At 68.9% G+C, this 24,731-nt stretch carries 23 protein-coding genes, 1 tRNA gene and 1 pseudogene; 10 read left to right on the top strand and 15 right to left on the bottom strand.

Going from position 1 to position 24,731, the window contains the following annotated elements; translation table 11 throughout:
• Positions 1 to 9 precede the first annotated feature (9 nt).
• Entirely contained in the window at positions 10 to 411 is a 402-nt protein-coding gene (locus M0R88_RS08915; RefSeq protein ID WP_248656584.1) for a DUF7573 domain-containing protein, read from the bottom strand.
• A gap of 121 nt (positions 412 to 532) precedes the next feature.
• On the opposite strand from M0R88_RS08915, the gene M0R88_RS08910 reads away from it, so the two are divergent.
• On the top strand, positions 533 to 739 hold the full coding sequence (locus M0R88_RS08910; protein WP_248652155.1) for a DUF8024 family protein: 207 nt from the start codon (positions 533 to 535) through the stop codon (positions 737 to 739).
• A 10-nt stretch (positions 740 to 749) separates the two neighbouring features.
• Here the strand turns inward: M0R88_RS08910 and M0R88_RS08905 are convergent, their stop codons facing one another.
• The 3 genes from M0R88_RS08905 to M0R88_RS08895 form a co-directional block, all read right to left on the bottom strand.
• A complete protein-coding gene (locus M0R88_RS08905) occupies positions 750 to 1,772 on the bottom strand; it encodes a 5,10-methylenetetrahydromethanopterin reductase (RefSeq protein ID WP_248656583.1) in 1,023 nt (340 codons plus the stop codon).
• On the bottom strand, positions 1,759 to 2,550 hold the full coding sequence (locus M0R88_RS08900) for a coenzyme F420-0:L-glutamate ligase (RefSeq protein ID WP_248656582.1): 792 nt from the start codon (positions 2,548 to 2,550) through the stop codon (positions 1,759 to 1,761). The genes M0R88_RS08905 and M0R88_RS08900 overlap by 14 nt, the downstream gene beginning before the upstream one ends.
• A gap of 81 nt (positions 2,551 to 2,631) precedes the next feature.
• Positions 2,632 to 3,171, bottom strand: coding sequence for a metallophosphoesterase family protein (locus tag M0R88_RS08895; protein WP_248656581.1), 540 nt, complete (start codon positions 3,169 to 3,171; stop codon positions 2,632 to 2,634).
• A gap of 201 nt (positions 3,172 to 3,372) precedes the next feature.
• Here M0R88_RS08895 and M0R88_RS08890 point away from each other — a divergent pair, with 201 nt between their 5' ends.
• The 3 genes from M0R88_RS08890 (at position 3,373) to ddh (ending at position 7,492) form a co-directional block, all read left to right on the top strand.
• The gene (locus tag M0R88_RS08890) at positions 3,373 to 4,911 is read left to right on the top strand and encodes an Hvo_1808 family surface protein (RefSeq protein ID WP_248656580.1); all 1,539 of its coding nucleotides are present in this window, start codon (positions 3,373 to 3,375) and stop codon (positions 4,909 to 4,911) included.
• A 47-nt stretch (positions 4,912 to 4,958) separates the two neighbouring features.
• Positions 4,959 to 6,272: an eIF2B alpha/beta/delta subunit family protein gene (locus M0R88_RS08885; RefSeq protein ID WP_248656579.1), complete on the top strand. Its 1,314-nt coding sequence runs from the start codon at positions 4,959 to 4,961 to the stop codon at positions 6,270 to 6,272.
• 284 nt (positions 6,273 to 6,556) lie between these two features.
• The gene (ddh, locus tag M0R88_RS08880; RefSeq protein ID WP_248656578.1) at positions 6,557 to 7,492 is read left to right on the top strand and encodes a D-2-hydroxyacid dehydrogenase; all 936 of its coding nucleotides are present in this window, start codon (positions 6,557 to 6,559) and stop codon (positions 7,490 to 7,492) included.
• 24 nt (positions 7,493 to 7,516) lie between these two features.
• Here the strand turns inward: ddh and M0R88_RS08875 are convergent, their stop codons facing one another.
• From M0R88_RS08875 to M0R88_RS08865, 3 genes are all read right to left on the bottom strand, one after another.
• Positions 7,517 to 8,740: a M20 family metallopeptidase gene (locus M0R88_RS08875; protein ID WP_248656577.1), complete on the bottom strand. Its 1,224-nt coding sequence runs from the start codon at positions 8,738 to 8,740 to the stop codon at positions 7,517 to 7,519.
• Positions 8,733 to 10,190, bottom strand: a complete 1,458-nt coding sequence (locus M0R88_RS08870; RefSeq protein ID WP_248656576.1) for an APC family permease — start codon at positions 10,188 to 10,190, stop codon at positions 8,733 to 8,735. The genes M0R88_RS08875 and M0R88_RS08870 overlap by 8 nt, the downstream gene beginning before the upstream one ends.
• A 161-nt stretch (positions 10,191 to 10,351) precedes the next feature.
• Positions 10,352 to 11,047: a helix-turn-helix domain-containing protein gene (locus M0R88_RS08865; protein ID WP_248656575.1), complete on the bottom strand. Its 696-nt coding sequence runs from the start codon at positions 11,045 to 11,047 to the stop codon at positions 10,352 to 10,354.
• A gap of 103 nt (positions 11,048 to 11,150) precedes the next feature.
• On the opposite strand from M0R88_RS08865, the gene M0R88_RS08860 reads away from it, so the two are divergent.
• Complete coding sequence (locus M0R88_RS08860) at positions 11,151 to 12,236, top strand: N-acetyltransferase DgcN family protein (protein ID WP_248656574.1); 1,086 nt, start codon at positions 11,151 to 11,153, stop codon at positions 12,234 to 12,236.
• 17 nt (positions 12,237 to 12,253) lie between these two features.
• Here the strand turns inward: M0R88_RS08860 and M0R88_RS08855 are convergent, their stop codons facing one another.
• From M0R88_RS08855 to M0R88_RS08845, 3 genes are all read right to left on the bottom strand, one after another.
• Positions 12,254 to 13,468, bottom strand: coding sequence for an NAD(P)/FAD-dependent oxidoreductase (locus tag M0R88_RS08855; protein WP_248656573.1), 1,215 nt, complete (start codon positions 13,466 to 13,468; stop codon positions 12,254 to 12,256).
• A 326-nt stretch (positions 13,469 to 13,794) separates the two neighbouring features.
• Positions 13,795 to 14,238 carry a group I intron-associated PD-(D/E)XK endonuclease gene (locus tag M0R88_RS08850; RefSeq protein ID WP_248656572.1) on the bottom strand — a complete coding sequence of 148 codons (444 nt, stop codon included), beginning with the start codon at positions 14,236 to 14,238 and terminating at the stop codon, positions 13,795 to 13,797.
• Positions 14,239 to 14,352: 114 nt separating this feature from the next.
• Positions 14,353 to 14,465: transfer RNA gene (locus M0R88_RS08845), tRNA-Lys, on the bottom strand.
• Between the two features lie 83 nt (positions 14,466 to 14,548).
• Here M0R88_RS08845 and M0R88_RS08840 point away from each other — a divergent pair.
• The gene (locus tag M0R88_RS08840) at positions 14,549 to 15,826 is read left to right on the top strand and encodes a M20/M25/M40 family metallo-hydrolase (RefSeq protein WP_248656571.1); all 1,278 of its coding nucleotides are present in this window, start codon (positions 14,549 to 14,551) and stop codon (positions 15,824 to 15,826) included.
• A 20-nt stretch (positions 15,827 to 15,846) separates the two neighbouring features.
• Here M0R88_RS08840 and M0R88_RS08835 read toward each other — a convergent pair whose 3' ends face one another.
• Positions 15,847 to 16,584 (bottom strand): DUF7119 family protein, encoded by a 738-nt coding sequence (locus M0R88_RS08835; protein ID WP_248656570.1) that lies wholly within the window; start codon positions 16,582 to 16,584, stop codon positions 15,847 to 15,849.
• A 135-nt stretch (positions 16,585 to 16,719) separates the two neighbouring features.
• Here M0R88_RS08835 and M0R88_RS08830 point away from each other — a divergent pair, with 135 nt between their 5' ends.
• The 4 genes from M0R88_RS08830 (at position 16,720) to M0R88_RS08815 (ending at position 20,383) form a co-directional block, all read left to right on the top strand.
• On the top strand, positions 16,720 to 16,878 hold the full coding sequence (locus M0R88_RS08830) for a hypothetical protein (protein ID WP_248656569.1): 159 nt from the start codon (positions 16,720 to 16,722) through the stop codon (positions 16,876 to 16,878).
• Positions 16,879 to 17,053: 175 nt separating this feature from the next.
• Positions 17,054 to 18,028 (top strand): oxidoreductase, encoded by a 975-nt coding sequence (locus M0R88_RS08825; RefSeq protein ID WP_248656568.1) that lies wholly within the window; start codon positions 17,054 to 17,056, stop codon positions 18,026 to 18,028.
• A gap of 140 nt (positions 18,029 to 18,168) precedes the next feature.
• On the top strand, positions 18,169 to 18,933 hold the full coding sequence (locus tag M0R88_RS08820) for an SIR2 family NAD-dependent protein deacylase (protein WP_248656567.1): 765 nt from the start codon (positions 18,169 to 18,171) through the stop codon (positions 18,931 to 18,933).
• A 127-nt stretch (positions 18,934 to 19,060) separates the two neighbouring features.
• On the top strand, positions 19,061 to 20,383 hold the full coding sequence (locus M0R88_RS08815) for an O-acetylhomoserine aminocarboxypropyltransferase/cysteine synthase family protein (RefSeq protein ID WP_248656566.1): 1,323 nt from the start codon (positions 19,061 to 19,063) through the stop codon (positions 20,381 to 20,383).
• 54 nt (positions 20,384 to 20,437) lie between these two features.
• On the opposite strand, the gene M0R88_RS08810 is transcribed toward M0R88_RS08815, so the two are convergent.
• The 4 genes and pseudogenes from M0R88_RS08810 to M0R88_RS08800 all read right to left on the bottom strand — a co-directional run bounded on the left by M0R88_RS08810 (position 20,438) and on the right by M0R88_RS08800 (position 24,658).
• Positions 20,438 to 21,031, bottom strand: a complete 594-nt coding sequence (locus M0R88_RS08810; protein WP_248656565.1) for a potassium channel family protein — start codon at positions 21,029 to 21,031, stop codon at positions 20,438 to 20,440.
• A 70-nt stretch (positions 21,032 to 21,101) separates the two neighbouring features.
• Positions 21,102 to 21,491, bottom strand: a pseudogene (locus tag M0R88_RS18735) (pentapeptide repeat-containing protein); the annotation flags it as partial.
• Positions 21,492 to 21,584: 93 nt separating this feature from the next.
• Positions 21,585 to 23,813, bottom strand: a complete 2,229-nt coding sequence (gene mutL / locus M0R88_RS08805; RefSeq protein WP_248656564.1) for a DNA mismatch repair endonuclease MutL — start codon at positions 23,811 to 23,813, stop codon at positions 21,585 to 21,587.
• Between the two features lie 122 nt (positions 23,814 to 23,935).
• Entirely contained in the window at positions 23,936 to 24,658 is a 723-nt protein-coding gene (locus M0R88_RS08800) for a DUF2270 domain-containing protein (RefSeq protein WP_248656563.1), read from the bottom strand.
• Positions 24,659 to 24,731: the final 73 nt, after the last annotated feature.

Raw genomic sequence — 24,731 nt, 5'->3', positions numbered from 1 at the left:
CGCGGTGACTCACCACTCTTTACAGTCGGCACAGACCAGCGCGCCGCCGCGTTCGCCGTCGGCCCGCCAGCGGCGCTCGGTCGCCTCACCGCAGTCGGCGCACTCGCCGTCCTCCGGCGACCATCGGTAGGTCGAGACGGCGGGGTCGGTGTCCTCGACGGTCGGAGGAGAGTCGTCCGACGATTCCGCGACCGCCGAATCGTCGGACGGGGCTTCCGAACCGCCTGTCTCGGACCCATCGGTCTCAGAGTCAGCGGTATCGGAGTCGGTGGTTTCGAGGCCGTCAGAATCGGAGTTAGCGTTTTCAGAGTCGGCAGTTTCGGATTCGGCGGCCTCGGACTCGACGGCGGTCGGTTGCGCGGCGTCCTCGTCGGTCGAAGCGAAGGCGTCGAGCGAAGCGTCCTCTGGCACGCCCTCGACTACGGAGGCCCCCGTCGTAAGGGTAGCGGAGCGTCGGCGGGGTCGTCGTCGCCCCTGTCGCTTCCGACGCGCATACGGAGCAAACAAGTGTCCCGACTCCAAACGTGTAGACATGGCGAGCATCATCCAGAACGTCGTGGACATGATCGGCTACTTCACCGACGCCGCGCTGGCGTTCCCCACCTCCATCATCCTGCTGGCGGTCGGGTTCGTCTTCGTCGCGGGGTCGTCGCTCGTGCTGGCGTACCTCGCGGCAGGCGCGGCTATCGAATTCATCGTGCCCGACTCCGCCGGGAAGCCGCCTGCACAGCGCCAGTAACGCTCTCGTTCTACTCGGCCTCGTCCAGCGCCGCCGCGACGAGTTCGACGGCCTCCGCCGGGTCCGGACCGAGCGGCGACCCGGCGACGAAGCTGTCCGCGTACTCCAAGACGCCCGCGACCTTTTCTGCGGCCTCGTCCGGCGTGCCGGCGATGCAGAAGGCGTCTATCATCGCGGGCGTCACCAGCTCGAAGGCCTCGGAGAACTCGCCGGACTCGATGGCCTCACCGATTCGCTCGGCCACATCGCGGTCGATGCCGTGCCTGTCGAGGACCGGCGGGGCCGCCCCGGCCGCGATGAACGCGACCGGCGGGCGCGCGGCCTCTCGAGCGTCCTCGGTCTCGTCGGCGACGCTGACGCTGGCGTAGGCCGCGAAGTCGAACGCCTCGCGGCCGCCCCGCGACTCCGGCCGCTCGGCCAGCCCCTCCGCGACCCGCTCGTCGGCCCACGCGAAGTCGTCGGGGTGAGAGGCGTTGACCAGCACGCCGTCGGCGTGCTTCGCCGCCATCCGAATCATGTGGGGTCCCTGCGCGCCGACGTAGACCGGAATCTCGCTAATTGCGTCGGCGTCGTCATCGTCACCTGCGCCGATGGCGTCGGCGTAGTTCAGGCCCGCGTCGGTCGCCCGAAAGGTCCCGTCGTGGTCCACGCGCTCGCCGGCCCAAAGCTTCTGAGAGACTTTCATCGCCTCCAGCACGCGCCGGAGCGGTCTGTCGCGCTCGAAGCCGAGGTTCCGGAGCGTCGAGCGGTCGCCCGCGCCGAGACCGCAGACCGCCCGGCCGTCGCTGGCCTCGTCGAGCGTGGCGACCCGCGAGGCCAGCGAGACGGGGTGGCTCTCGTAGGGGTTCGCCACGCCCGGTCCGAGTCGGAGGTCGTCGGTCGCCGCGGCCACCCTGTCGAGGACGACGAACGGGTCGCGGTTGTTGTAGTGGCAACTGGCGAAGAGGGTGTCGAATCCTTCCGCTTCGGCCCGCCGGCCGAGTTCCACGAGGTCCGGAACGGGGTGTTCCGGCGTGAGTTCAATCCCGCGCAAACTCCCACCCCCGGAGCGCCTGCCGGACGAAGTCGCCGTCCACGTCGCGGTAGAGGTTGTCGCTTCCCTCGTGGTCGCCGAACTCCCAGTCGCGGACGACCGCCACGGGCAGGCCGCCGTCGCCCTCGCCGGTCACGAGGTTCGCGGCCGCGGCGAGTTCGTCCACCACGGCCTCCACGGTGACTTCGAGTTCGTGGCCGTCGCGGTCCTCCTCGCCGCGCCAGTCGCGCGAGGCCGGGATGCCCGCCCACCCGATTGCGACCCCGCGCTGGCCGTGCCGGAAGGGTCGCCCGGAGGTGTCGGTGACGACGACCGCGGGGTCGGAGTCGAGGTTCTCGCGTATCCGGGCCGCGCTCTCGCTCGGGCGTTCGGGGAGCAGCAACAAGTCCGCGCCGTCGTCGCTCGCTTCGCCGTCGCCCGCTCCGCCGACGTTCGAGCGGTCGATGCCCGCGTTGACCCCGACGTGGCCGAACTTCGTGGCGGTCAGCAGGAACGGCGCTTCCACGATAATCTCGGTGCTCTCCTCCAGCACGGCCTGCGCGAACCGTGGGTCCTTCTCCTCGCCGGAGATGGCTTCCAGTCGCTCCGCGATCTCCCTCGCTCTCGGTCCCGCCGGGAAGTCCTCCAAGTCGGCGCGACGCCCCTCGGCCTTCGAGACGACGGTGCTGGCGACCAGCAGTACGTCGTCGTCCCGCAGGTCGGCCTGCGCCTCGACGAGGGCCGCGAGGTCGTCGCCCGGCCGGACCTCGGGGAGTCCCGGCACCGCGAACACGTTCATGCAGTGGGGTTGGCGCGTTGTCGGTAAAAACCCGCCCGAAACGGGCAAGCGATACGACGAACGGGCGGGAACGTCGCCCCGTTATCGCTCCGGGTACTCCTCGAACTCCTCGACTCGCTCGTCCTCCACGTACGCTTCGACGCTCACGTCGCCCTCCAGAATCTCGACGGTCAGCATCGTCGCCACGTTGGCGGGGTCCGCGCCGGTCGCGCTCCCCGGATTCAGGAACCGGATGCCCTCGATGTCGTCGTCCACGAGCGCGTGGGTGTGGCCCGCCACCGCGATGCCCGGCCCGGTCAGTTCCTCGCTGACCGCCTCGGCGACGGTCGCCTCGTACTCCTCCTCCGTGGCGGCGGTGCCGTGGGTCACGACGAAGGTCGTCCCCGAGACCTCGACCGTAGCGACTTTCGGCAGGTCGAGCGAACCGGGGTCCATGTTCCCCGCGACCGCGGTGAAGTTCTCTCCCGCGAGGTCCGCGACGGTCTCGTAGGCCGCGGGACTGTCGAAGTCGCCCGCGTGGACGGTGTAGTCGGCGTCTCGAACGCGGTCGGCGACCCACTCGGGGATTCGGTCCGCACGCGACGGGACGTGGGTGTCACTGACGATGGCGATTTCGACCATGCAAACCCGTTGAACCCCGGCCGGGAAAAGCGTGGAGGCGGTTCGCGACCGCGTCGCCCGCTCGACCGGGCGTCGCGGTCGGCCGACTCGCCCGCCCGACGCTGACCTTTATCCCCGACGCGGCCGTGACTGTCCACGGGGGAGAAGTGGGTAATGGTTTCACAGAGCAGGACGTTGACAGTCGTACTATTGGTAATAACGATGCTCGGGTCCGGCGTGGCGGGGGCGACGCTCGGGGCGACGGCCGCCGACGAGGCGGCGACCCCGACCGAACGGACGCCGAGCGCGAGCGCACAGGACGGGAGCGGGACGGCGGAGAACGGGAGCAACGCGACGAGTTGCGCGGCGACCCCGCCCGAGAACGGGTCGGCCCCCGAGACCGACGTGAAAGGGTGGGAGAACGGGCTCTGGTACGACGCGTCTATCGACGTGAATCAGGACGACGGGGTCCAGAAGGCCGAGCGCCGGAAGATTGTCTCGCGGACGATGGCCCGCGTCGAGGCGGTGCGGTGCGTCGAGTTCGACCAGCGCGTGCCGGTGTCGGTCGTCAGCCGCGAGGAGTACCGCAACCAGCAGTCGGGCGGAAACGCCTCGGAGGGACTCCGGAAGTTCGACAACGCGAAGTTCGAGGCGCTGTTCCTCGTCGGCGAGGACGAGGACTCGCTGGCGGTCCAGAACGCGAACCGCGGCAGCGGCGTCCTCGGGTACTATAGCCCGCGGAACGACCAGATAGTCGTCATCGCCGAGAGCACCGAGGACCTGCGAATCGACGAACTCACGCTGGCTCACGAACTGATGCACGCGTGGCAGGACCAGCAGTTCGACCTCTCGGGAACTCCGTTCGACGCGAAGTTGCGCGACCAAGTGAACGCCCAAAGCGGCGTCGTCGAGGGGGACGCGAGCTACACCGAGACGCTCTACGAACGCCAGTGCGCCGCGAACTGGGAGTGTCTCGACGCGCCACAGCGCGGTAGCACGGGCCAGCTCGCCAACATCGGCGTCTACCTCATGAAGTACCAGCCCTACAGCGACGGCCCGGCGTTCGTCCGCATGGTGCAGAACGTCGGCGGTTGGGACGCCGTGAACGCGCTCTACGAGGACCTGCCCGAGAGTACCGAGCAGGTCATCCACCCGCTCCGGTACGAGAGCGACCCGCCGACCAACGTGACGTTGAACGACACCGCGGCCGAGGGCTGGTCGCGCGTGCGAGCGCCCGACCGGCCCGGCTACGGCCGACTCGGCGAGGCCGCGGCGATGATGTCGTTCGTCTACCCGTACTACCACAGTCAGGGCCAGACGCAACTGATTCCGGCGAACGAGTGGTTCGACTACAACCAGACGGGCAACGTCAGCCAATTCGACCCGCTGAACTACGAGTCGAACTACACGACGGGGTGGGACGGCGATCGACTCCACGTCTACGAGAACGAGAACGGGTCGCTCGGCTACGTCTGGAGACTCGTGTGGGACTCGCCGCAGAACGCCCAGCAGTTCGTGACCGGCTACCAGCGACTCCTGAAGTACTGGGGCGGCCAGCAGGTCGGCCCCAACGCGTGGCGCATCCCGGAGGGCAAGTTCGCCGACGCGTTCTACGTGGACATCGACGGCCGGAACGTGACCATCGTGAACGCGCCGACCGTCGCGGGTCTCTCGGAGATCCGACCCGAAGTCGGACCGGTCACCGTGACGAACGCGACGGAGTCGGGCGACGCGAACGCCACGACGACGACGACGAGCTAACTCGCCGACGACCGCTTTTTTTGCCGCTCGGGACCGACGTGTCGCGCATGGACGAGACGCACGTCGTCACCTGCTTCCTGCGGAATCGCGGCGAAGTGCTGCTCCTGCGCCGCTCCGCGGAAGTCGGCTCCTACCCCGGCGCGTGGGGCGGCGTCGCGGGCCACGCCGAGGGCGACCCCGACCGGGCGGCCCGCGAGGAGATAGCCGAGGAGACCGGACTACTCGACGCCTGCACGCTCGCTCGGGCGGGCGTGCCGTTCACCCTCGAGGACGAGAACATCGACACCGAGTGGACCGTCCACCCCTACTGCTTCGACTGCGAGCGCCGGGACGTCGAGACCGACTGGGAGACCGCCGAGTTCGAGTGGGTCCATCCGACCGAAATCCTCCGGCGCGAGACAGTCCCGAACCTCTGGGCCTCCTACTCGCGGGTCGGGCCGACCGCCCAGCGAATCGCCGAGGATTCGGACCACGGGTCGGCGTATCTCTCGGTCCGGGCGCTGGAGGTCCTCCGCGACCGGGCGGGGTCGTTCGCCGCGAACGACCCCGACGCCGACAGGTGGCCCCAACTCGTCGCGATCGCCGAGCGACTGCTCGACGCCCGCCCGAGCATGGCCGCGGTCGCCAATCGCGTGAACCGCGCGATGGCCGACGCCGCGGCGTCGGCCATCGCGGACGAGGGCGACGTGAGCGCGGACGAGAACGACCTCAGCGCCGAAGCCGTCGAGCGCGCCGCCCGCGAGGGCATCGAGCGCGCCTATCGCGTGGACGAGCGGGCCGCCGCGAACGCCGCCGCCGAGATTCGCGGCGAGTCGGTGCTGACCCTCTCGCGGTCCGGAACCGTGCTGGACGCCCTGTCCGCGGCCGACGAGGTCTTCGTCGCCGAGTCGCGCCCGGCGCGGGAGGGCGTCGGGGTCGCCGAGGAGTTGGCGGCGACCGCGGGCGATTCGGGTCCCGACACGACGCTCCACACCGACGCCGCGACCGCCCACGTGCTGGCGACCGAGGACGTGGACCGCGTGGTCGTCGGCGCGGACGCGATACTGCCGGACGGCCGCGTCGTGAACAAGACCGGCACGCGGGGCGCGGCGCTGGCCGCGAATCGGGAGGGCGTTCCCGTCCACGCCGTGGCCGCGAGCGACAAGGTTCGGACCGACGACGCGGTGCATCCGGAGGAGGGCGACCCCGCGGCGGTGTACGACGGCGAGGCGGACGTGGCGGTTCTGAATCCGACCTTCGACGCGACGCCCGCGGACGCGGTTTCGGGCGTGATTACCGAGCGCGGCGTGCTGGACGACGCCGGGATTTCGGCCGTCGCGGACGAACTTCGGGGACTGACGGAGTGGCGAGAGAGCGAGTAGGTCGGGGCGCGCGTGGCCTCGTACGCCAGACAAAATTACGCTATTTGTGAGCCCCGGCTAATCGTCCGGAACGAATACGCCAGCAAGTACGGCCGAGGGAGAGACGACCGCCACTACGTGATGTTTTTCAGGCCGACCCGCCTACTCACTGTCGGCGGCAGTGACGAGGGTTACCCCCACCGAGCCCCTTGTGACGAGGCCTTTCATCCGAGCCGCCTTTCGATACGGAATCGGAGACCGCCGAGACCCGAAGATTCAACCGCCGAGACGACGGACTGCCAGCTATGGAGCTACGACGCCTCGGCGTCCACGAGTCCGTCGGCGCAGTGTTCCCACCCGAACGACTCCGCGACGCGCTCGCGGAGGCGGACCCGGACCTCGCGGTCCCGGTCGTCGGCGACGACGAACTCGACGACTGCGACGCTATCGTGACCTTCGCGTACTCCGAGTCGTTCCTCGACGCCGACCTCCGGTGGATTCACTCGATTCAGGCCGGATACGACCGCTTCCCGCTCGACGCCTTGGAGGAGCGGGGCGTCGCCCTGACCAACAGCACGGGCATCCACGACACTAGCGTCGGCGAGTTCGCGGTCGGCCTGATGCTCTCGTTCGCGCGCCGACTCCACACCTACGTCCGGAACCAGCAGGCCCGCGAGTGGAGCCATCCCGCGTGGGACGACCCGTTCACGCTCGACGGCGAGCGGTTGTGCGTCGTCGGATTGGGCACGCTCGGGCGGGGCATCGCCGAGCGCGCCGACGCGCTCGGCATGGAGGTCGTCGGCGTCCGGCGCTCGGGCGAGCCGACCCCGCACACCGAGACGGTCTACGCGCCCGAGGACCTCCGCGAGGCCGTCGCGGACGCCCGGTTCGTCGCGCTCGCGGTGCCCCTAACCGACGAGACCGAGGGGCTGGTCGGTGCCCCGGAGTTCGACGCGATGCGCGAGGACGCCTACCTCGTCAACGTCGCCCGCGGGCCGGTCGTCGCGGAAGACGAACTGGTCGCCGCGCTCCGCGAGGACGAGATTGCGGGCGCTGGCCTCGACGTGTTCGAGGAGGAACCGCTCCCCGAGGAGTCGCCGCTGTGGGACTTCGAGGAGGTACTCGTGACGCCCCACCGCGCCGCGGCCGAGCGCGACTACTACCGACACATCGCGGAGTTGGTTCGGGAGAACGTCGAGCGCGCGACGGAAGGTGAAGAACTGACGAATCGAGTGGTGTGACGGCGCGGGCGTTCCTTCGCCCGACTACCCGCAGAACTTCGCCGCCGTTTCGGTCACGATGTCGGCCACTTCGACCACTTCGTCGGTGTAGACGAACTCGCCCGCGCCGTGGATGTTCTCGCCGTCCGGCCCGACGATGACCGTCGGCAGGCCCGCGCGGTCGCCCAGATAGTTGAAGTCGCCGACGCTGGCGAAGTAGCCGAGTGCGGGGTCGGTGCCCGCGACGCTCCGCGTCGCGTCCTGTAGAGCGCCGACGAGCGGGTGGTCCTCGTCGGTGACGTAGGGACCGTACTTGATGCCGGGGTCGGGAGCCTCCCGGAAGCGAATCTCGACCTCGCTGTCGAGGTCGAGGTCCGCGACGGCCTGCTCGGCGTCGGCGCGCACTCGCTCCTCGCTCTCACCGATGACGACGTGGCGGTCCACCATCAGACGGGCGCGCTCGGGCACCGAGAGCGTCTGACTGCCGGAGTTCAGCATGAGGGGACAGACCGACCCGTCGCCCAACTTCTCGTGGCTCCCGACCTCGATTTCGGTCAGGCGCTCGGCGAGTCGGCCGGCGTCCACCAGCGCGCTGACGCCCTTGTGAGGTTGCGAGCCGTGAGCGGCTTTCCCCTTGACCGTGATGTCGTAGAGGTAGCGCCCGCGCGCCCCGAGCAGGAGCGCGGGGTTGTCGATGTCCTCCTGTGCGAGGATGGGACCCGGCTCGGTCACGATGGCGGCGTCGCAGTCGTCGGTGATGCCGTCCCGGATGAGTCGGTCGGTACCGAGTCCGTAGGGACCCTCCTCGTCCACGACCGCGGTGAGAAGCACGTCGCCGCGCAACTCGCCGTTCGCCTCGACCTCCGCGAGCGCCTCGAACGCCTTCATCACCGCCGCGAGACCGGCCTTCATGTCGCAGGCCCCCTGCCCGTAGAGTTTGCCGTCCTCGATGCGCCCCGAGCAGGGGTCCTCCTCCCAGTCCTCGACCAGTTTCACGGTGTCCATGTGGGCGTTCAGCAGGAGCGTCGGCGCGTCGGGGTCGGACCCCTCCAAGCGTGCGATTACGTTGTCGCCCTCGTACTCCGTAATCTCGGGTTCGCTGACGTGGTGGTACTCGGGGTCGAGGTCCCGGTCGTCCAGCCACTCGTAGACGAACTCGGCGAGGTCGTGTTCCTCGAAGTACGGACTCGGGATGCGGACCATCCGCTGGAGCAGGTCGATGGTCTCCTCGGGGTCGACGGCGAACTCCGAAGCAGTCGCCTCAGTCATCGCTCGCACCTCCGACGCTCTCGTCGGTCGCACCTTTCACATCGGGGTCGTACTCGTCCGAGGCGACGCCCGGCAGGGTGTCGAGGATGGCCTGCACGTCGGTCCCCTTCCGCTCGCCGCGGTACCAGTAGACGCCGAAGATGACGATTCCGACCGCCAGCCACGGCAGGTAGACCGCGAGCGTCGAGAGCGCCGCGAAGTCGAGCGCGACGAGCGCGCTCCAGTTGGCCGCCTGCGTGAGCAGGCCGACGGAGCCCAGACCGCCGACGGCGACCGGGAGGTAGAGCCACTTGCCGGGGTCGAACCCCGCGGTCGCGGCCTTCTCGGGGTCGGTGGCGTAGAGGTAGCCCGCGGCGACGGCGACGGAGGCGTACGCGATGAGGTAACTGAACGTGGCGATGGCGAGCGCCTGATTCAGGCCCGCGCTCCAGAAGGTCAGACTCGCGGCGACGACGTACAGCGTCAACAGCGACCAGTGGGGCGTGCCGAACCGGTCGCTCACTTCCGAGAACTTCGCGGGGAAGACCTCGTCCCACGACCACGAGTAGGGCATCTTGATGCCCGCGGCCATCACCGCGTGGACCGACGAGGCCGTGGCGAGCAGGCCGCCGAAGGCGACGACCGCGGTGCCCGCGTCGCCGAGGAACGCCTCGGCGGCGGTCGCCAGCGGACGCGCCGAGTTCGCCAGCGTCGTGTAGTCGCCGACGACGCCGTAGATGACCGCCGCGGTCCAGACGTACAGCGTGATGAGGACGAAGGTTCCGCCCGCCATCGCCAGCGGGAGATTCCGCGAGGGGTTCTTCACCTCCGCGCCCATCTGCCCGGCGACGGCGATGCCGATGTAGGCGTAGAACAGCGGGACGGCGGCCGCGACGAACCCGTCGAACCCGCCCGTGAAGAACGGCTGGTAGTTCGCCGGTTCGACGTTGAACGACCCCGGAATCACCAGCACCAGAATCGACAGCATCAGCACGCCGAAGATGACGTTCTGGGAGACGCTGTACCCCTTCGTCCCGACGAGGTTCACGAGGAAGAGGACCGTCAGCAGGCCGAACCCGGCGAGAGCGGGGTCCACCGAGGGGTAGAACACCTGCAGGTAGCTCCCGAACCCGATGGCCAGCACGGCGTCGGCGGCCATGTACCCGAGCCACTTCGACCACGTGACCAGAAAGCCCGGCAGACGACTCTCGAACGTCCGGGAGACGTAGGCGTACGACCCCGCGGCCGCCGGGAAGATGGTCGCCATCCAGCTGTAGTTGATAGCGATGCTCATCGCCAGTAGGCCCGAGAGGATTACCACGAGGATGACGCTGGGTCCCGTGGTGGCGCTCGCGGTTCCGAGCGTGACGAACAGCCCCGCGCCGAGGGTCCCGGCCACGACGGTACTCATCGCCGCCAGCGGTCCCATGTCGCGCGAGAGACTCCTGTCGTCTCTTGATTGGGATGACATACCCTATCATACTCGAAGGGGTGGGGAAAGCCCCCGTGCCTAGAATGGAAGGGTGTCGCTCCGAAACGCCGGATCGGGCGATTTCGTTTCTGAGAGACCGCGTCGCTACGAATCGGGCGTGACTCCGAATCGACCCCGAGAACCGGAACCGGAATCCACCGTCAGACTTCGCCCAGCAGTTTCACCTCGGCCTTCCGGAGGTGTTCGAGCAGGGTCGCCTTCGAGACCCCGAGGTCGTCGGCGAGTTCGGTCGCCGAGACCTCGCGGGGCCACGTGTAGTAGCCCTCCTGTCGGGCGAGTTCGAAGACCTCGCGCTGGCGGGCCGAGAGCGCGTCGGTCCGGAACATCCCGCTCCCGGCGCTGGGCGCGGTGATGAGTTCGACCGCCACGTCGGCGTCCATCTCCTCGCGCACCGCGTCGATGCGCTCGTGGACGCCGTTGCGACTCTCGTTCACGATGACGGTCCAGTACTCACGACCGTCGTACATCCGAACCGGTTCGTCCGGGATGAACCCCCGCGAGACCAGCGCGTCGTTGATGCTCTTTTCCATGTCGTACCGGACCACGATGCCGCGGCTCGCGCTCCCCGGAACCTGCGTGTCGGCGTCGGCGTGGGGGTCGGCGGTCTCCCACGTCGAGTCGGTCAGTTCGGAGTCCCGGACGGCCTCGACCAGTTCGTCCACCTCGTCGGTCGAGTCGCCGTAGGCCGTGAACCGTCCGTTCGCCATCCCGTCGATGCGGTGGACGCCGTGGCCGAGCAGCCCGCCCGCAACTCGGTCGGTCACTTCCAGCGTCCAGCAGTCGGGGTGCCAGATGTCGAGCGTGAGCCGCAGTCCACCCGTGGTATCTTCTGCCATGCGCCTCGGTGGAGAAGATGAAACCCCCGCTTAAATAGCTGTCTCTCGGTCCCTCTCATGGACGGGGGTGGGGTTTTGGGCGCGTCGTCCGTGCGAAATCGGCATGGACCTCTACGACGCCTTCGACGCGCCGGTCCCCGCTGTCGTCCTCGCGGAGGGCGAGTTCGGGACCACCGAGGGCAAGACCGCCAACGGCGTGGTGATGCACAGCGAACTGTTCGACGTGCGGGCCGTCGTGGACTCGACGCGGGCCGGCAGGAGTGCGGCCGACGTCCTCGGCCGCGAGAGCGGAGACGCGACGGGCGAGGCCGCGGACGTTCCCGTCGTCGCCACGACCGAGGAGGCGCTCGAATCGGCCCCCGACGCCGAGGCGCTGGTAATCGGCGTCGCGCCCGCGGGCGGCGAGTTGCCCGAGGAGTGGGTCGCGGACATCAGACGGGCGATGCGGGCGGGATGCGACGTGGTGTCGGGACTGCACACGTTCCTCTCGGAGGACTGCCAGTGGCGCGACGTCGCCGACGAGTTCGGCGTCCGACTGTTCGACGTGCGCAAGCCGCCCGAAGACGACGAGTTGCGCGTCGCCGACGGGCTCGTGGACGACGCGGACGCCGACGTGGTGCTGACGACGGGCACGGACTGCGCGGTCGGCAAGCGGACGACGACCTTCGAACTGTATCGCGCCGCGAAGGAAGCGGGTCTCGACGCGGGGTGGGTCGCGACCGGCCAGACGGGTATCATGGTCGGCGCGAACCGGGGCGTCGTCGTGGACCGCGTGCCCGCCGACTTCACCGCCGGCGTGGTCGAAGACCTCGTGTGCGCCGTGGCGGAGGACCACGAACTGGTCTTCGTGGAGGGACAGGCCGCGCTCTCACACCGGGCGTACTCGGGCGTGACGCTCTCGTTGCTCCACGGCGCGAACCCCGACGCCGTCGTGCTGGTTGACGACCCCGGTAGGACGGAGCGAACTGACTTCGACCGGTTCTCGGTCGCGGGCGTCGAGCGCGAGGTGGCCGCAATCGAGGCGCTGGCCGGTGGGAGCGACGCGCCGGACGACGAGACCGTGGTCGCGGCGCTCTCGACGTGGGGCGACGCCGACGAGCAGTCGGCCGCGTGGGGGCTCCCCGCCGGGAACGTCTACGACGAGGACGGGCCGGCGCGACTGCTCGACGCCGTGCTGGACGCGCTCTGAGCGGTCGGGTTCCGGCCTCACTCGTCGGGCGTCATCCCGGCGTGGTCGTCGGCCTCGCGGACCCGCCACATCCGCGCCCGGAGGTCGTCGGCCATCGCAGGCGCGTCGAGATCCGCGACGCGGTCGAGGTCGTCGGCCATCGCAGGCGCGTCGAGATCCGCGACGCGGTCGAGGTCGTCGGCCGGGACGGGGAACTGCCGGAGGTCCTTGTGAAGCGCGATGCCGGCGTACGCGCCGTCGCCGAGCGCGATAGGCGTCTGGTTCTGGCCGTGAGTCACGTCGCCGACCGCGTAGGCGCCCGAAACGCTGGTCTCGCGGTCGTCGTCCACCGCGATGGCCCCGTCCTCGCGCAGGTCACAGCCCAACTCGGCCGCGAGTTCGTCGTTGTACTCCTTGCCGTAGACCGCGAAGCCGCCGCCGTACTCGCGGGTGCGGCCGTCGGCGAACGCCAAGCCGCCGAGCCACGGGTCGGCGTCCCCGCGCTCGCTCCCGCGGTCGGACTCCTCGTCGGCGAAGGCGTGGTCCACGCGGTCCGGGAGGACTTCGACGGGGTGGGCCTCGACTTGCGCGGCCACGTCGTCGCCCCACGTCGGTTCCTCGTCGTTCAACAGTAGGTCCACGTCGTCGGTGAAGTTCAGCAGCATCATCGCCATCTCGGCGGCGTGGTCGTCGTGGCCGAGGACGAAGACCGGCCGGTCGCCGAGCGCGTAGGCGTCGCAGTGCAGGCAGTAGTGGAGTCCGCGGCCGACGAACTGGCGGAGGTTGCGGACGTCGGGCGGCGTGTCGGTGAACCCCGTGGCGAACACCACGCGGTCGGCCCGGAGCGTCACGCGCTCGCCGGTCACGCGGAACTGCACGTCGCCGCTCTCGTTCTCGAAGTCGGTCGCGGCGTCGGCGTCCGCTGCATCCGGGGCGTCGACGTCGGCGGTATCCGAGGCCTCGGCGTCCCCGCGCTGGCCCGGTTCGACGTTCGTGACCTCGCGCACGGCGTCGCGGTAGTAGTCCGCGCCGTACTCCTCCAACTGCTCGATGCCGAGTTCGGTGACCGCGCCGCCGGACGCGTCCTCGGAGACGCCCAGCAGATTGTGGACCGACGTGACCCGCTCGTAGCGCCCGCCCTCGCGGTTGACGAGCGCGGTCCGGTGGCCGAGTCGGGTCGCGTAGAGCGCGGTGGTGAGTCCCGCCGGGCCGCCGCCGACGACCACCACCTCGTAGGCCGGAGTCTGGGTCATCACCCGTGCTACGACGGTGGGCGTGTTGCGATTTGGGGCCGCGATGGAGACAGATTTGTATTTATTAGAAGTGTATTTATACCTTCTTAGAAAATGAAATTCTTTCTCTCGGCAGTGGCGCTCGTCTCGACGACCGGCGGAGTGCGCTGGCGACGTTCGATTTCGGCGCGTACGGGCGTCTGCGCGGTGCTGTGCGAGGCGGTGCGGGAACTCCTTTTTGTCGGCGATAGGTAGCGTTGCCGTCGCGATGCTGTGCAGTCATGAAATCCAAACACGGGACACTCACTGCTCCCCTATCCTGAATAGGATGGTTCAATATTTTGCTACTACCTAGTGGCTGACCGAATTGATTCGGCCCATCCCTTGAGAGAGTAGTCTTCGGCCCAGTTGATGTTCGGTGACGACTTCTCGGATTCTTCTACTCGAATTCCCATAGTAGTCTTCGGTGCTTCTGCGATTGGTACGACGAACGAGCGCCCAATTTCTGGTGCGTAAACTGCGAAAACTTCGACTTCTCCTTCGTACCCTTCTTTCTTCACTTCCCGAGTTAACGTGCCTGAGCTCCGAGTCTCAAACTGAACGCATCCGTTTTCTAACCGTCCTGTTTTGATTTGGACTCGATAGAATTTCCCGGCTTCTTCAACCACGACATCGTATCTTTCGTTATCACCGAACGGTTCTAAGACGGTTAGACCGTTCTGAACGAACTCACAGATGATTGCCGCCTCAGTTTGTTGGCCACGTTCCTTTGGGTGGGTCGTCTTGCCCATACGATGGATAGTCTATTTTGACTAAAATATGCATCTATCTACCCGTCGGTGAATAGACAGTGAAAATACTTTCTCCGCCGCTAAATCGCTAGTCGGGGAAGATGAGTGGGAAAACGGGCTGGAAGGGATTTGAACCCCTGGCCGTCTGGTGTCTTCCACGACCATCCGGAACAGCCGGGTGTATCGTGCTAAAAGCCAGACGCTCTGCCTAACTGAGCTACCAGCCCTCACTCGTTCGATTGCACCGGGCGTAGTTAAACGTTTAGGATTTCTCGGAAGCTTTACCCCGGCGTCGTCACTCGAAACGAATATGAACGACTTCGCCCGCGAGTGGGACGACGACCTCCGGGAGTTCGCCGAGGAACTGCTCCGATTCGACACGACCGGCGGCGACGAGGCCCCGGCCCAAGAGTTCGTGCGCGAGCGACTGGACGAACTCGGGTTCGAGACCTACGAGTGGACCGCCGACGCCGAGGAACTGGCCGGCCACGACTCGTTTCCGGACGACCCCGACGAGATTCCGGTCGCGGACCGGCCCTCGGTCGGCGGCGTCCTCGAACTCGGCGACCCCGACGCGGGTCCGACGCTCGTCCTGAACGGCCACGTGGACGTGGTGCCGGCCGCCCGCGAGTCGTGGTCGAGCGACCCCTTCGACCCGACGTGGCGCGAGGCGGAACGCGGCGACGGCGAGACCCTGACCGCCCGCGGCGCGGCCGACATGAAGTGCGGTCTCTCGGTCTGCGTCTTCGCGGCGAAACACCTCCACGAGCGCGCCGACGCTCTCGACGGCCGACTCGTGGTCGAGAGCGTCGTCGGCGAGGAGGCGGGCGGCGTCGGCGCGGCCGCGGCCGCGCTCTCGAACCCCTACCCCTTCGAGCGCGACGCGGGCATCATCGCGGAACCGACCGACCTGCGGCCCGTCGTCGCCTCTGAGGGGAGCCTGATGAAGCGCCTCCGCATCGGAGGGCGGTCGGCCCACGCCGCGACGCGGTGGCGCGGCGTGGACGTCCTCCCGTACTTCGAGGAGATTCGCCGGGCGTTCCGGGACCTCGAAACCGAGCGCGGCGAGCGAGTGACGCATCCGCTCTACGATGACTTCCCCGTCCCGCTGCCCGTGGTCGTCGGCCGCGTCGAGGCGGGCGACTGGGCGTCGTCGGTGCCCGCCGAGTTGACCGCCGAACTCCGCATCGGCGTCACGCCGGGCGAGACCGTCGCGGAAGTCGAGGAGACCTTCGAGCGACGACTCGCGGAGTTGGTCGCCGACGACGACTGGCTGGCCGAGCATCCCCCCGAATTCGAGCGGTTCTCCGTCCAGTTCGAACCCTCCGAAATCGACCCCGACGAACCGGTCGTCGGCGCGGTCCAGCGCGCGATGAGAGCGAACGGCTTCCCCGATTCCCGGACCGAACCGCAGGGCGCGACCTACGGCGCGGACAGTCGGTGGTACATCGAGGCCGGAATCCCGACCGTGATGTTCGGACCGGGGCACATCGAGCAGGCCCACTTCCCCGACGAGACGATTCCGTGGGACGACGTGCTGACCGCTGGCGAGGTGCTGGCGGACGCGGCCGAAGCGTTCCTCGACTGACTGCAAAACGGGCGTTCGTCTCAGGAAATTTTCTCGTCCAGCGCCTCGGCGACGACCTCCTCGGGGTCCTTGCCCTCCATCGCCGCGGCCCGGCGGAGTTCCCGGTAGGTCTCGGCGGGGAGCGAGAGCGTGAGTCGGCCCGGTCGGACGTCGTGGTCCGCGAGGGCGTCCTCGACCGGCGTCCCCGCGTTGACCGCGCTAGCGACCGACCGGACCTCCCGGACCGTCAGGTCGCCGTCGAGGACGGCCCACGCGAGTTCGAAGCGGTCCTCGCCGCCGACCCGCGCGATGTGCTTCGCGGCGGTCGGCGCGATTTGGCCCATCGCCACGTACCGCCGGATGGACTGGGGCAGGTCGTGGACCCGCGCCCACTTGCGGATGAACGCGACCGTCACGCTACCGCCGGCGCGCTCGGCCGCCGCCTTGTACGAGCCTTCGCCGCGCACCAGCGCCGCGCAGGCGGCCGCGCCCCGGAGCATGAACACGTTGTCCTCCGCGCCGGCGGTGTTGGCCGCGAAGGATTCGACGGTCTCGGCGGCCTCCGCGACGCTCTCGGGGTCGGTCGGGTCGAACGCCTTGGCCTGCTCGGCCGCCTGTCCCGCGACGGCGGCGTCGCCGCGGACGACCGGTTGGCCGACCGGCGACTCGCGGTCGGTGGGCGGCGACCGCCGGTCGCTCTCCGAGGATTCGCGGTCGTCCCGCGAGGATTCGCCTCCCGGCACGGCCCCGATTTCTTCGCCACGTCCGTCTTCGCTCATCGGGCGAACAGTCGGACTCGGAGGGCAAAAACGCGCGGGTCGTCACATTAGTCGCCAGTAGCTCAAATTGCCAGCCGGCGGACAGGTCGGCGCTCGTCAGTAATCGCTTTCCCCGTGGGTCGCCTCGGTCCACGCGTGAGACTCTTTCGACGACTCGCCGAGCGGCGACGACGGAGCGGCGGAGCCGACGACGGAGGGAGGTACGTCTGCACGCTCTGCGGTGCCAGATTCGACGAGCGCGCGGTGGTCGTCTGCCCGGAGTGTCGCGGCTTCGTCGTGAGACGCCAAGAGTAGTCGGTCGTCACACCTCGCCCGCGGTCACTCCTCGCTCGCCCGCGGTCACTCCTCGCACCACGCCTCGCCTCGCTACGCCTCCCCGTCGCCCCGGACGGCGACGCGGCGGTTCCCCGGCTCGCCGGGGGACCGTCGCGGCGATGCCTTTCAGTAACTCCCACCCGTACGCTGGTGCATGGCACGGAACCGCGGCGAGTGGACGGCGGCCCGGATGCCCGAGATGGACGACCGCGTCGTGGTCGTCACGGGCGCGAACAGCGGACTCGGCTACGAGGCGACCCGCGCGTTCGCCCGGCAGGGCGCACACGTCGTCATGGCCTGCCGGAGCGAGGAGCGCGGCGAGGCGGCCAAGCGCCGCATCCGCACCGAGGACGCCGGCGGGAGCGCCCGCGGGTCGCTCGAAGTCGCCGAACTCGACTTGGCGGACTTGGACTCGGTTCGAGCGTTCGCCGACGAGTTCCGCGCGGCCCACGACGAACTCCACGTCCTCTGCAACAACGCCGGCGTGATGGCGATTCCCCGCCGGGAGACCGCCGAGGGCTTCGAGATGCAGTTCGGCGTCAACCACCTCGGCCACTTCGCGCTGACCGGCCACCTGCTCGACGCGCTGTTGAACACCGCCGGCCGGACGCGCGTCGTGACCCAGAGCAGCGGCGTCCACGAGCGCGGCGACGTGGATTTCCGGGACCTCCACCACGAGGACTCCTACGACGAGTGGGACGCCTACGCCCAGAGCAAACTGGCGAACGTGCTGTTCGCCTACGAACTCCAGCGCCGCCTCGACGACGCCGACGCCGAGGTCGCCAGCGTGGCCTGTCACCCCGGCTACGCCGCCACGAACCTCCAACGGCGCGGCCCGGAGATGAGCGGTTCGACCGTCCGGCTCTGGGCGATGAAGGCCGCAAACGCCGTCTTCGCCCAGTCCGCCGAGGACGGCGCGCTCCCGATGCTCTACGCCGCGACCGCGCCCGAAATCGACGGCGGGGAGTACGTCGGACCCGGCGGTCTGTTCGGCATGCGCGGCTCACCCGAAATCCAGCGGTCGAGCGAAATCTCCTACGACCGGAACCGCGCCGAGCGACTCTGGCGGGTCTCCGAGGAGTTGACCGGCGTGACCTACGACCTCGAACGCTCGGCGACCGCGGACTGAGAGGCCGGGTCGCTATCGCCTGTGCCGTCCAACGTCGAACGCCGACCGCCGAACGCCGACCGCCGACCGGCGCTGTCGGATAGCTGACGTTCGTCCGCGCTGTCGGCGAGTTTTTGGCCGCCGACCGCCACCACTCGGACATGGCTCACCCCGACACGGACCGAATCGACGCGGCCGCCAGCGACCTCCGGGCCGCGGACGCCGCCCTCGCGCTGACCGGCGCGGGCGTGAGCGCGCCCTCCGGCGTCCCGCCGTTCCGCGGCGAGGACGGCGTCTGGTCGGAGTACGACCCCGACGCCTTCGACGTGTGGCGCTTCCGGCGGGAACCCGGCGCGTTCTGGGCCGACTGGCTCGACCTCCGGGCGGACCTGCTTGACGCCGACGTCGAACCGAACCCCGCCCACGACGCGCTCGCCGACCTCTCGGCCGCGGGCCACCTCGACGCGCTCGTCACGCAGAACATCGACGGCCTGCATCAGGAGGCGGGGGCCGAGGAGACCGTCGAACTCCACGGCAACGCCCGGCGCGCAACCTGCCGGAACTGCGGGTGGACGACCTCGGCCGACGACGCCCGCGAGCGCGCCGAGTCGGGCGACCTGCCGCCCCGGTGTGACGTCTGCGACGGCGCGCTCAAGCCCGACGCCGTCCTCTTCGGCGAGCAACTGCCCCGCGGTGCGCTGGCCCGCGCCCGAGACCTCGCGGCCGACAGCGACGCGATGGTGGTCGCCGGGTCGTCGCTCACGGTCGAACCCGCCGCGTCGCTCCCCGCCGAGGCCGCCGAGACCGGCGCGACCCTGATTCTGGTCAATCTGGAGGAGACGCCGCTCGACTCGCGGGCCGACTACGTGTTCCGCGCGGACGTGACCGAGGTCCTGCCCGCGCTCCGCGAGGCGGTCGGGGAGTAGGGTCGCCCGAGGCGCAGTCCGCGGACTGCGCCTCGGCGACCGGGCGTTTGCCGGAGTCGCGGCCCCGAAGCAGAACTTGCGACCACCCGCCGACCTAAGACGGTGGCCTACGTCGTCAGAAACGACCATGACCGACTCCGACGACTCCGGAGACCGCGGCGTCTCCAGCGACAGCGGCATTCACACCGACAGCGTCCACGCGGGCCAGGAACCCGACTCCGCCACGGGGTCGCGCGCGCCGCCCATCTACCAGACCACCTCGTACGTCTTCGACGACGCCGACCACGCCGCGTCGCTGTTCGCGCTCGAAGAACCCGGCAACATCTACAGCAGGCTCACCAACCCGACGAACGCGACGCTCGAAGAGCGACTGGCGACCCTGGAGGGCGGCGTCGCCGCGCTCGCCACGTCCAGCGGGATGGCCGCGCTCGATTTGGCCACGTTCCTGCTGGCCTCGGTCGGCGACAACGTGGTCACGGCCTCGTCGCTGTACGGCGGCACCTACACCTACTTCACCCACACCGCGCCGCGCCGGGGAGTAGACGCCAAGTTCGTGGACACCCTCGACTACGAGGCCTACGAGGAGGCCATCGACGACGACACCGCGTTCGTCCACCTCGAAACCGTCGGCAACCCCGCGCTCGTCACGCCCGACATCGAGCGCGTCGCGGACATCGCCCACGACCACGACGTGCCCCTGTTCGTGGACAACACGTTCGCCACGCCGTACCTCTGCAACCCCATCGACCACGGCGCCGACCTCGTCTGGCACTCCACGACGAAGTGGCTCCACGGGAGCGGTTCGACCGTCGGCGGCGCGCTCGTGGACGGCGGGACCTTCGACTGGGACGCCGACGACTACCCCGAAATCGCCGCCGAGAACCCCGCGTACCACGGCGTCAACTTCCAAGAGCGGTTCGGCGACGCCGCCTTCGCCTACGCCGCCCGCGCTCGGGGCCTCCGGGACTTGGGTAACCAGCAGTCGCCGTTCGACGCGTGGGTCACGCTCCAGAAACTCGAATCGATGCCCCTCCGCGTCGAGCGCCACTCCGAGAACGCGCTGGAAGTCGCCCGCTTCCTCGACGACCACGACGACGTGGCGTGGGTCAACTACCCCGGACTGGAAAGCCACGAGACTCACGAGAACGCGAAGAAGTACCTCGACGGCGGCTACGGCGGCATGATTACCTTCGGACTGGAGGGCGGCTACGAGGCCGGCCGCGCCGTGACCGAGGAGACCGAGTTGGCGAGTCTGCTGGCGAACGTCGGCGACGCGAAGACGCTGGTCATCCACCCCGCCAGCACGACCCACCAGCAACTCACCGAGGAAGAGCAGTTGGCCAGCGGGACGACGCCGGACCTCGTTCGCCTCTCGGTCGGCATCGAGGACGTGGCCGACATCGTCGCCGACCTGGAGCAGGCCATCGAGGCGGCGCAGAACCGGGCCTGACGAATCGGTCCGCTCCCCGTCGGCGGCGTTCGGCGAACACCGCCGAGCGGCCCCTCACCACGTCACGATTCGGGCGAGGACGAACACCAACAGCGCCGCGAGGAGCGACCCGAGAATCGACTCGATACCGGCGACGAGTCGGGCGAACGAGCCGATGGGCTGGATGTCGCCCAACCCGAGCGTGGCGAACGTGACGACGCTGAAGTAGAGGCTCTTGAACAGCACTCTCCCGATCCACCACCACGGCGCTTCGTCCGGATTCTCGATGGAGTAGGTGACCGGGCGGCCGGCCTGAATCTCCTGAATACCGCCCGTGAGCGGGAACAGGAGCGCGGCCACGACGACCACGACGAGCGACGTGAGCAACACCCGATAGGGACTCTCGCCGTACCGCATCACCCACCGGGATAGCTCCCACTTGACCGCCTCCTTGTAGTCGGACTGCTGCCACGCGTGACGCCGCCGAGCGTCTCGCTCCATGTAGTAGCTCCGGCGGGCCAACTCCGGCAACGCGTTGTCCTGATACAGCGCTTGAAGTTGTCGATACACCCACGCCGCCGCTTCCAGCGGTTGCTCGTCTATCAGGTCCGGTGGTGCCTGTTCGCGGTCGTAGATGGAGACCCCGCCCATCTTCGTTCCGCCCCCCATGTGCATGTCGGTGAGTACCGTCTCGTGGAGGCGAGCGTGTTCGAGCGTCGCCCGACGGAAAGTCGGCGTTCGTGAGAATCGCCCCTTCGAGGTTCGACCCTGTGAAGTCGGCACCGAGGGCGGTTGCGTCCGTCAGTCTCGTCAAGGTCAGGTTCGCGCCGGAGAAGTCGGTCCCCATCAGGTTCGCACCGGTGAAGTCCGCCCCGACCATCGAGGTGTCGGCGAACCAATCGACGCTACCGAGCGAGGCGTTCCGGAGGTACGCCCCGTCGATTTCGTCCTGCGACGCCGGGTCGGCGTCTTCGAGTCGCTCCCGTTTCTTCCCCTCCACCTGAGCGTGCCAGATGCACCTGTCTTCGTCCTCCCACGTCGGTCGATGGCACGGGTCGGCGGCGCTTCCGATCTCCGTCCCGCCCAGTTCTAGCCGGTAGCCACACCGTTCGGATTCCTCTGCACCCATACCCGCCGTGACACGTGAGTTCCCAAGTGTCGTTCGGCCGCCGAGCCGGGGCGTAGCGTCGCTCTCGGTCGGTACCCGCCAATTCGGGCGCGGTCACTCCTCTCCGCGCCGACCGGCGTGGCCCGGATAGTCGCGCTCGAACCGGTCTTCGATTTCCCCCTCGCCGAACTCGACGACGACGGGTCGGCCGTGCGGGCAGGCGTAGGGGTTCTCGCAGTCGTCCAGTGCCCCGAGCAGTTCCACGACCGACCCCTCGCGCAGGGAGGTGTTGCCCGTAATCGAGGGGTAGCACGCCAAGTCCGCGAGCAGGTCGTCGGCCACGGCGTCCACGGTGTCGCCGCGGTCGTCGGGGTCGGTCGAGACGAACTCGCCGAGCGCGTCGCGCAGTAGCGCGGGGTCCAGCGTCTCGTCCAGCACGGTCGGCGCGGTCCGGACGCGGACCCGACGGTCGGCCGCCGAATCCGCGGCGTCCGTGCCTTCGCCATCGCCGACCGCATCCGCCCCGCCGTCCTCGCTCTCGGTCACTCGCTCGGCGCGGAAGCCCAGTCGCTCCAGCGCCTCGCGGTACTCGTCGAAGACCGCGGCCTCGCCCGCCGTGAGTTCCAGTTCGACCGGTCGGGCGAGCATCTGGGTGGTCGCGTCGTCCTCGAACTCGGCCCGCAATCGCTCGTAGTTGACCCGCTCGTCGGCGGCGTGCTGGTCCACCAACACCAGTCCGTCGGGCGTCTCGGCGACGACGTAGGTGTCGTGGAGCTGGCCCAGCACTCGCATCCGCGGGAGCGTATCGAACGCCGGGTCCGCGGCGCTCCCGCCCGCCAGCGTCTCGGACTCGGTGGGAGCCGAGAACTTGCGGTCGGCCGCCGGACCGTCCGGTCCGGTGGCCGACGCCGCACCCGACGGGTCGGTGGAATCGCGCGGATCGGCGGGCGATTCGCCATCGCTCGCAGTCAGTTTGCCGTCGCCCGCGTTGAGGGTCGATTTCCTGTCGCTCGCGTCGGGGACAATCGAGTTCCCGTCGGAACCGTCCCCATTCTCGTCGCGGCCACCCGTCTCTGCGTCGCGTCCGCTCGCGCCGGTGGCGCTCGCTCGCGTCTCCGCCGGAGTCGCGTCGGTCGTCTCCGCGGTCTCGCTCGTCGTCTCCGCGCCGTCGAGCGTGGACTGCTCGCGCTCGCCCTCCTCGGCGTCGAGCGTCAGTTCGGTCTGCTCGCTTACCGGCGCGGAATCACGGTCGCCGGCGTCGCTCTCGTCGGTCGTCCGCTCGGGCGCGACGCTGGCCTCGTCGGGCGCGCTCCGGCCTCTGGGGGCCGACGAGCGCACGAGACCGTGGTCGAGCAGCGCCTCCTCGACGGCGGTCTCGACGGTCGCTTTCACCGCGCTCTCGTCGGACCACCGACACTCCATTTTTCTGGGGTGAACGTTCACGTCCACCTCGCTGGGGGGAACCTCCACGAAGAGGACCGCGAAGGGGTAGCGCTCCGCGGAGAGTTGGCCGCCGTAGGCCGAGAGGACCGCCTCGCGGACGACCGGCGAACTGACGTACCGGCCGTTAACGTAGGTGGACATGTACTCGCGGGTGCTGCGGGTCGTCTCGGGGTCGCTGACGTAGCCGGAGACGGCGACCGCTCCGGACTCGCCGTCCGCCCGAATCATCGACTCGGCGACCTCCCGGCCGTACACCGAGAGGAGCGCCGACCGGAGGTCGCCGCGGCCGGTCGTGGCGAACACCTCCCGGCCGTCGTGGGTCAGCGACACCGCCACGTCGGGGTTGGCGAGCGCGTAGCGCGTGACGACCGTGTTGACGTGCGAGAACTCGGTGGTCGTCGTCTTGAGGTACTTCCGGCGCGCGGGGGTGTTGTAGAACAGGTCCGCGACTTCGACGGTGGTCCCCTCGGGGCACCCCGCAGGACCGACCGACTCGACCTCGCCGCCCGCCAGTCGGAGTTCGGTGCCGCGCCCGGCCTCGCCGTCTCTGGGTTTGGACGTTATCGTCACCCGCGAGACCGCGCCGATGGTGTGGAGCGCCTCGCCGCGGAAGCCCAGCGTCGTCACGCCCGCGTCGAGGTCGGCGGCGTCCTCGATTTTGCTCGTCGTGTGTTCCCGGACCGCGGCCCGGAGGTCGGCCTCGCTCATCCCGATGCCGTCGTCGCTGACCGCGATGCGGTCGGTGCCGCCCGATTCGACGGTCACGTCGATGCGATTCGCGTCGGCGTCGAGGCTGTTCTCGACGAGTTCCTTGACGACCGAGGCGGGGCGCTCGACGACCTCTCCGGCCGCGATTTGCCGGACCGTCACGTCGTCCAACTGGGTGATTCGCTGGCTCACGTCTGGTCACGCTGTTGGTGGGCCGGCACCGATAAAACGTCGGGGGGTTCGGGTCGCAGAAAACGCGGCGCGTCATACCGCGGCGCGGACAGTGAACGTTGTGAATAATGTCGAGCGCGAATTTACCGGTTCGTCTCCTTCCAGTCGTCGGGGTCGCCTTCGCGGAACTCCCCTTTGGCGTGGCGTTCTCGCGGCCACGACGCAATCCCGACCAGTATCGCGTAAAACGCACCGACGAGAGCGACCACGACGGTTCCGGGGACGTAGGCTATTCCAGCGGCTTCGAGCCACGTTTGCTCCGGCGGCGTGAACGCCGTAATCCGAAAGCCCCACGCAGCGAGCAAGACGCCGAGCAGCGCGAGGTACACGCGTCGAAGCCGGTTGGCGAGCGCTTCCTGGAGTGAAACTTTCAGGGTCGGTACCCGGAAGTCCGCACTCAACTCCGCTCGCCAGTTCTTGCGCTCCACGTCGCGCGACGGGTCGAGCGCGTTCGCGAACAGGTTCTCTTGTATCAGTCGCACTCGCGACCGGAACACGTCGTAGTCTCGATACCGTCGCGCCTCGACGCCGAGAAAGACGGCGACGACCACGATTCCGATGAGCAAAATGTAGTGGGGATTGCCGGAACTCGAAAACGCCCACGTCAGGATGGCCGCCATCACCGTCACGGCCCACGTCGTGGTCTGGTCGAGACGCTGGCGCCACGTCGTGACGCGGTCCATCTCTCCGCGGTAGCAGTGGGCCATCACCGACCCGAGCCCGGTACTCTCGTCGACCATCTCGCGCCCGATTTGGCGCTGCTCGGGCGCAGACGGGTCGAACTCGTCGCTCTCTGGCTCACTCATACCGTAAGTACGCGTCCGCGTCACATAAACGGGAGCGCTGGCGTTTTGCGAGACCGGCCAGTGAGACGCGGAG

Source organism: Halorussus gelatinilyticus (genome assembly GCF_023238445.1).
In the GTDB taxonomy this organism is placed as follows: Archaea; Halobacteriota; Halobacteria; order Halobacteriales; family Haladaptataceae; genus Halorussus; species Halorussus gelatinilyticus.
This window is presented reverse-complemented; position numbering and strand designations above follow the sequence as displayed.

What these genes read in the sequence shown, in the direction of transcription:
- M0R88_RS08850 (WP_248656572.1), bottom strand. Translation starts at nt 14,238, where the DNA reads ATGGGCAAGACGACCCACCCAAAGGAACGTGGCCAACAAACTGAGGCG.
- M0R88_RS08820 (WP_248656567.1), top strand. Translation starts at nt 18,169, where the DNA reads ATGGCTCACCCCGACACGGACCGAATCGACGCGGCCGCCAGCGACCTC.
- M0R88_RS08870 (WP_248656576.1), bottom strand. Translation starts at nt 10,190, where the DNA reads ATGTCATCCCAATCAAGAGACGACAGGAGTCTCTCGCGCGACATGGGA.
- M0R88_RS08815 (WP_248656566.1), top strand. Translation starts at nt 19,061, where the DNA reads ATGACCGACTCCGACGACTCCGGAGACCGCGGCGTCTCCAGCGACAGC.
- M0R88_RS08910 (WP_248652155.1), top strand. Translation starts at nt 533, where the DNA reads ATGGCGAGCATCATCCAGAACGTCGTGGACATGATCGGCTACTTCACC.
- M0R88_RS08840 (WP_248656571.1), top strand. Translation starts at nt 14,549, where the DNA reads ATGAACGACTTCGCCCGCGAGTGGGACGACGACCTCCGGGAGTTCGCC.
- M0R88_RS08835 (WP_248656570.1), bottom strand. Translation starts at nt 16,584, where the DNA reads ATGAGCGAAGACGGACGTGGCGAAGAAATCGGGGCCGTGCCGGGAGGC.
- M0R88_RS08885 (WP_248656579.1), top strand. Translation starts at nt 4,959, where the DNA reads ATGGACGAGACGCACGTCGTCACCTGCTTCCTGCGGAATCGCGGCGAA.
- M0R88_RS08900 (WP_248656582.1), bottom strand. Translation starts at nt 2,550, where the DNA reads ATGAACGTGTTCGCGGTGCCGGGACTCCCCGAGGTCCGGCCGGGCGAC.
- M0R88_RS08890 (WP_248656580.1), top strand. Translation starts at nt 3,373, where the DNA reads ATGCTCGGGTCCGGCGTGGCGGGGGCGACGCTCGGGGCGACGGCCGCC.
- M0R88_RS08855 (WP_248656573.1), bottom strand. Translation starts at nt 13,468, where the DNA reads ATGACCCAGACTCCGGCCTACGAGGTGGTGGTCGTCGGCGGCGGCCCG.
- M0R88_RS08825 (WP_248656568.1), top strand. Translation starts at nt 17,054, where the DNA reads ATGGCACGGAACCGCGGCGAGTGGACGGCGGCCCGGATGCCCGAGATG.
- M0R88_RS08895 (WP_248656581.1), bottom strand. Translation starts at nt 3,171, where the DNA reads ATGGTCGAAATCGCCATCGTCAGTGACACCCACGTCCCGTCGCGTGCG.
- M0R88_RS08860 (WP_248656574.1), top strand. Translation starts at nt 11,151, where the DNA reads ATGGACCTCTACGACGCCTTCGACGCGCCGGTCCCCGCTGTCGTCCTC.
- M0R88_RS08865 (WP_248656575.1), bottom strand. Translation starts at nt 11,047, where the DNA reads ATGGCAGAAGATACCACGGGTGGACTGCGGCTCACGCTCGACATCTGG.
- M0R88_RS08875 (WP_248656577.1), bottom strand. Translation starts at nt 8,740, where the DNA reads ATGACTGAGGCGACTGCTTCGGAGTTCGCCGTCGACCCCGAGGAGACC.
- ddh (WP_248656578.1), top strand. Translation starts at nt 6,557, where the DNA reads ATGGAGCTACGACGCCTCGGCGTCCACGAGTCCGTCGGCGCAGTGTTC.
- M0R88_RS08810 (WP_248656565.1), bottom strand. Translation starts at nt 21,031, where the DNA reads ATGGGGGGCGGAACGAAGATGGGCGGGGTCTCCATCTACGACCGCGAA.
- M0R88_RS08800 (WP_248656563.1), bottom strand. Translation starts at nt 24,658, where the DNA reads ATGAGTGAGCCAGAGAGCGACGAGTTCGACCCGTCTGCGCCCGAGCAG.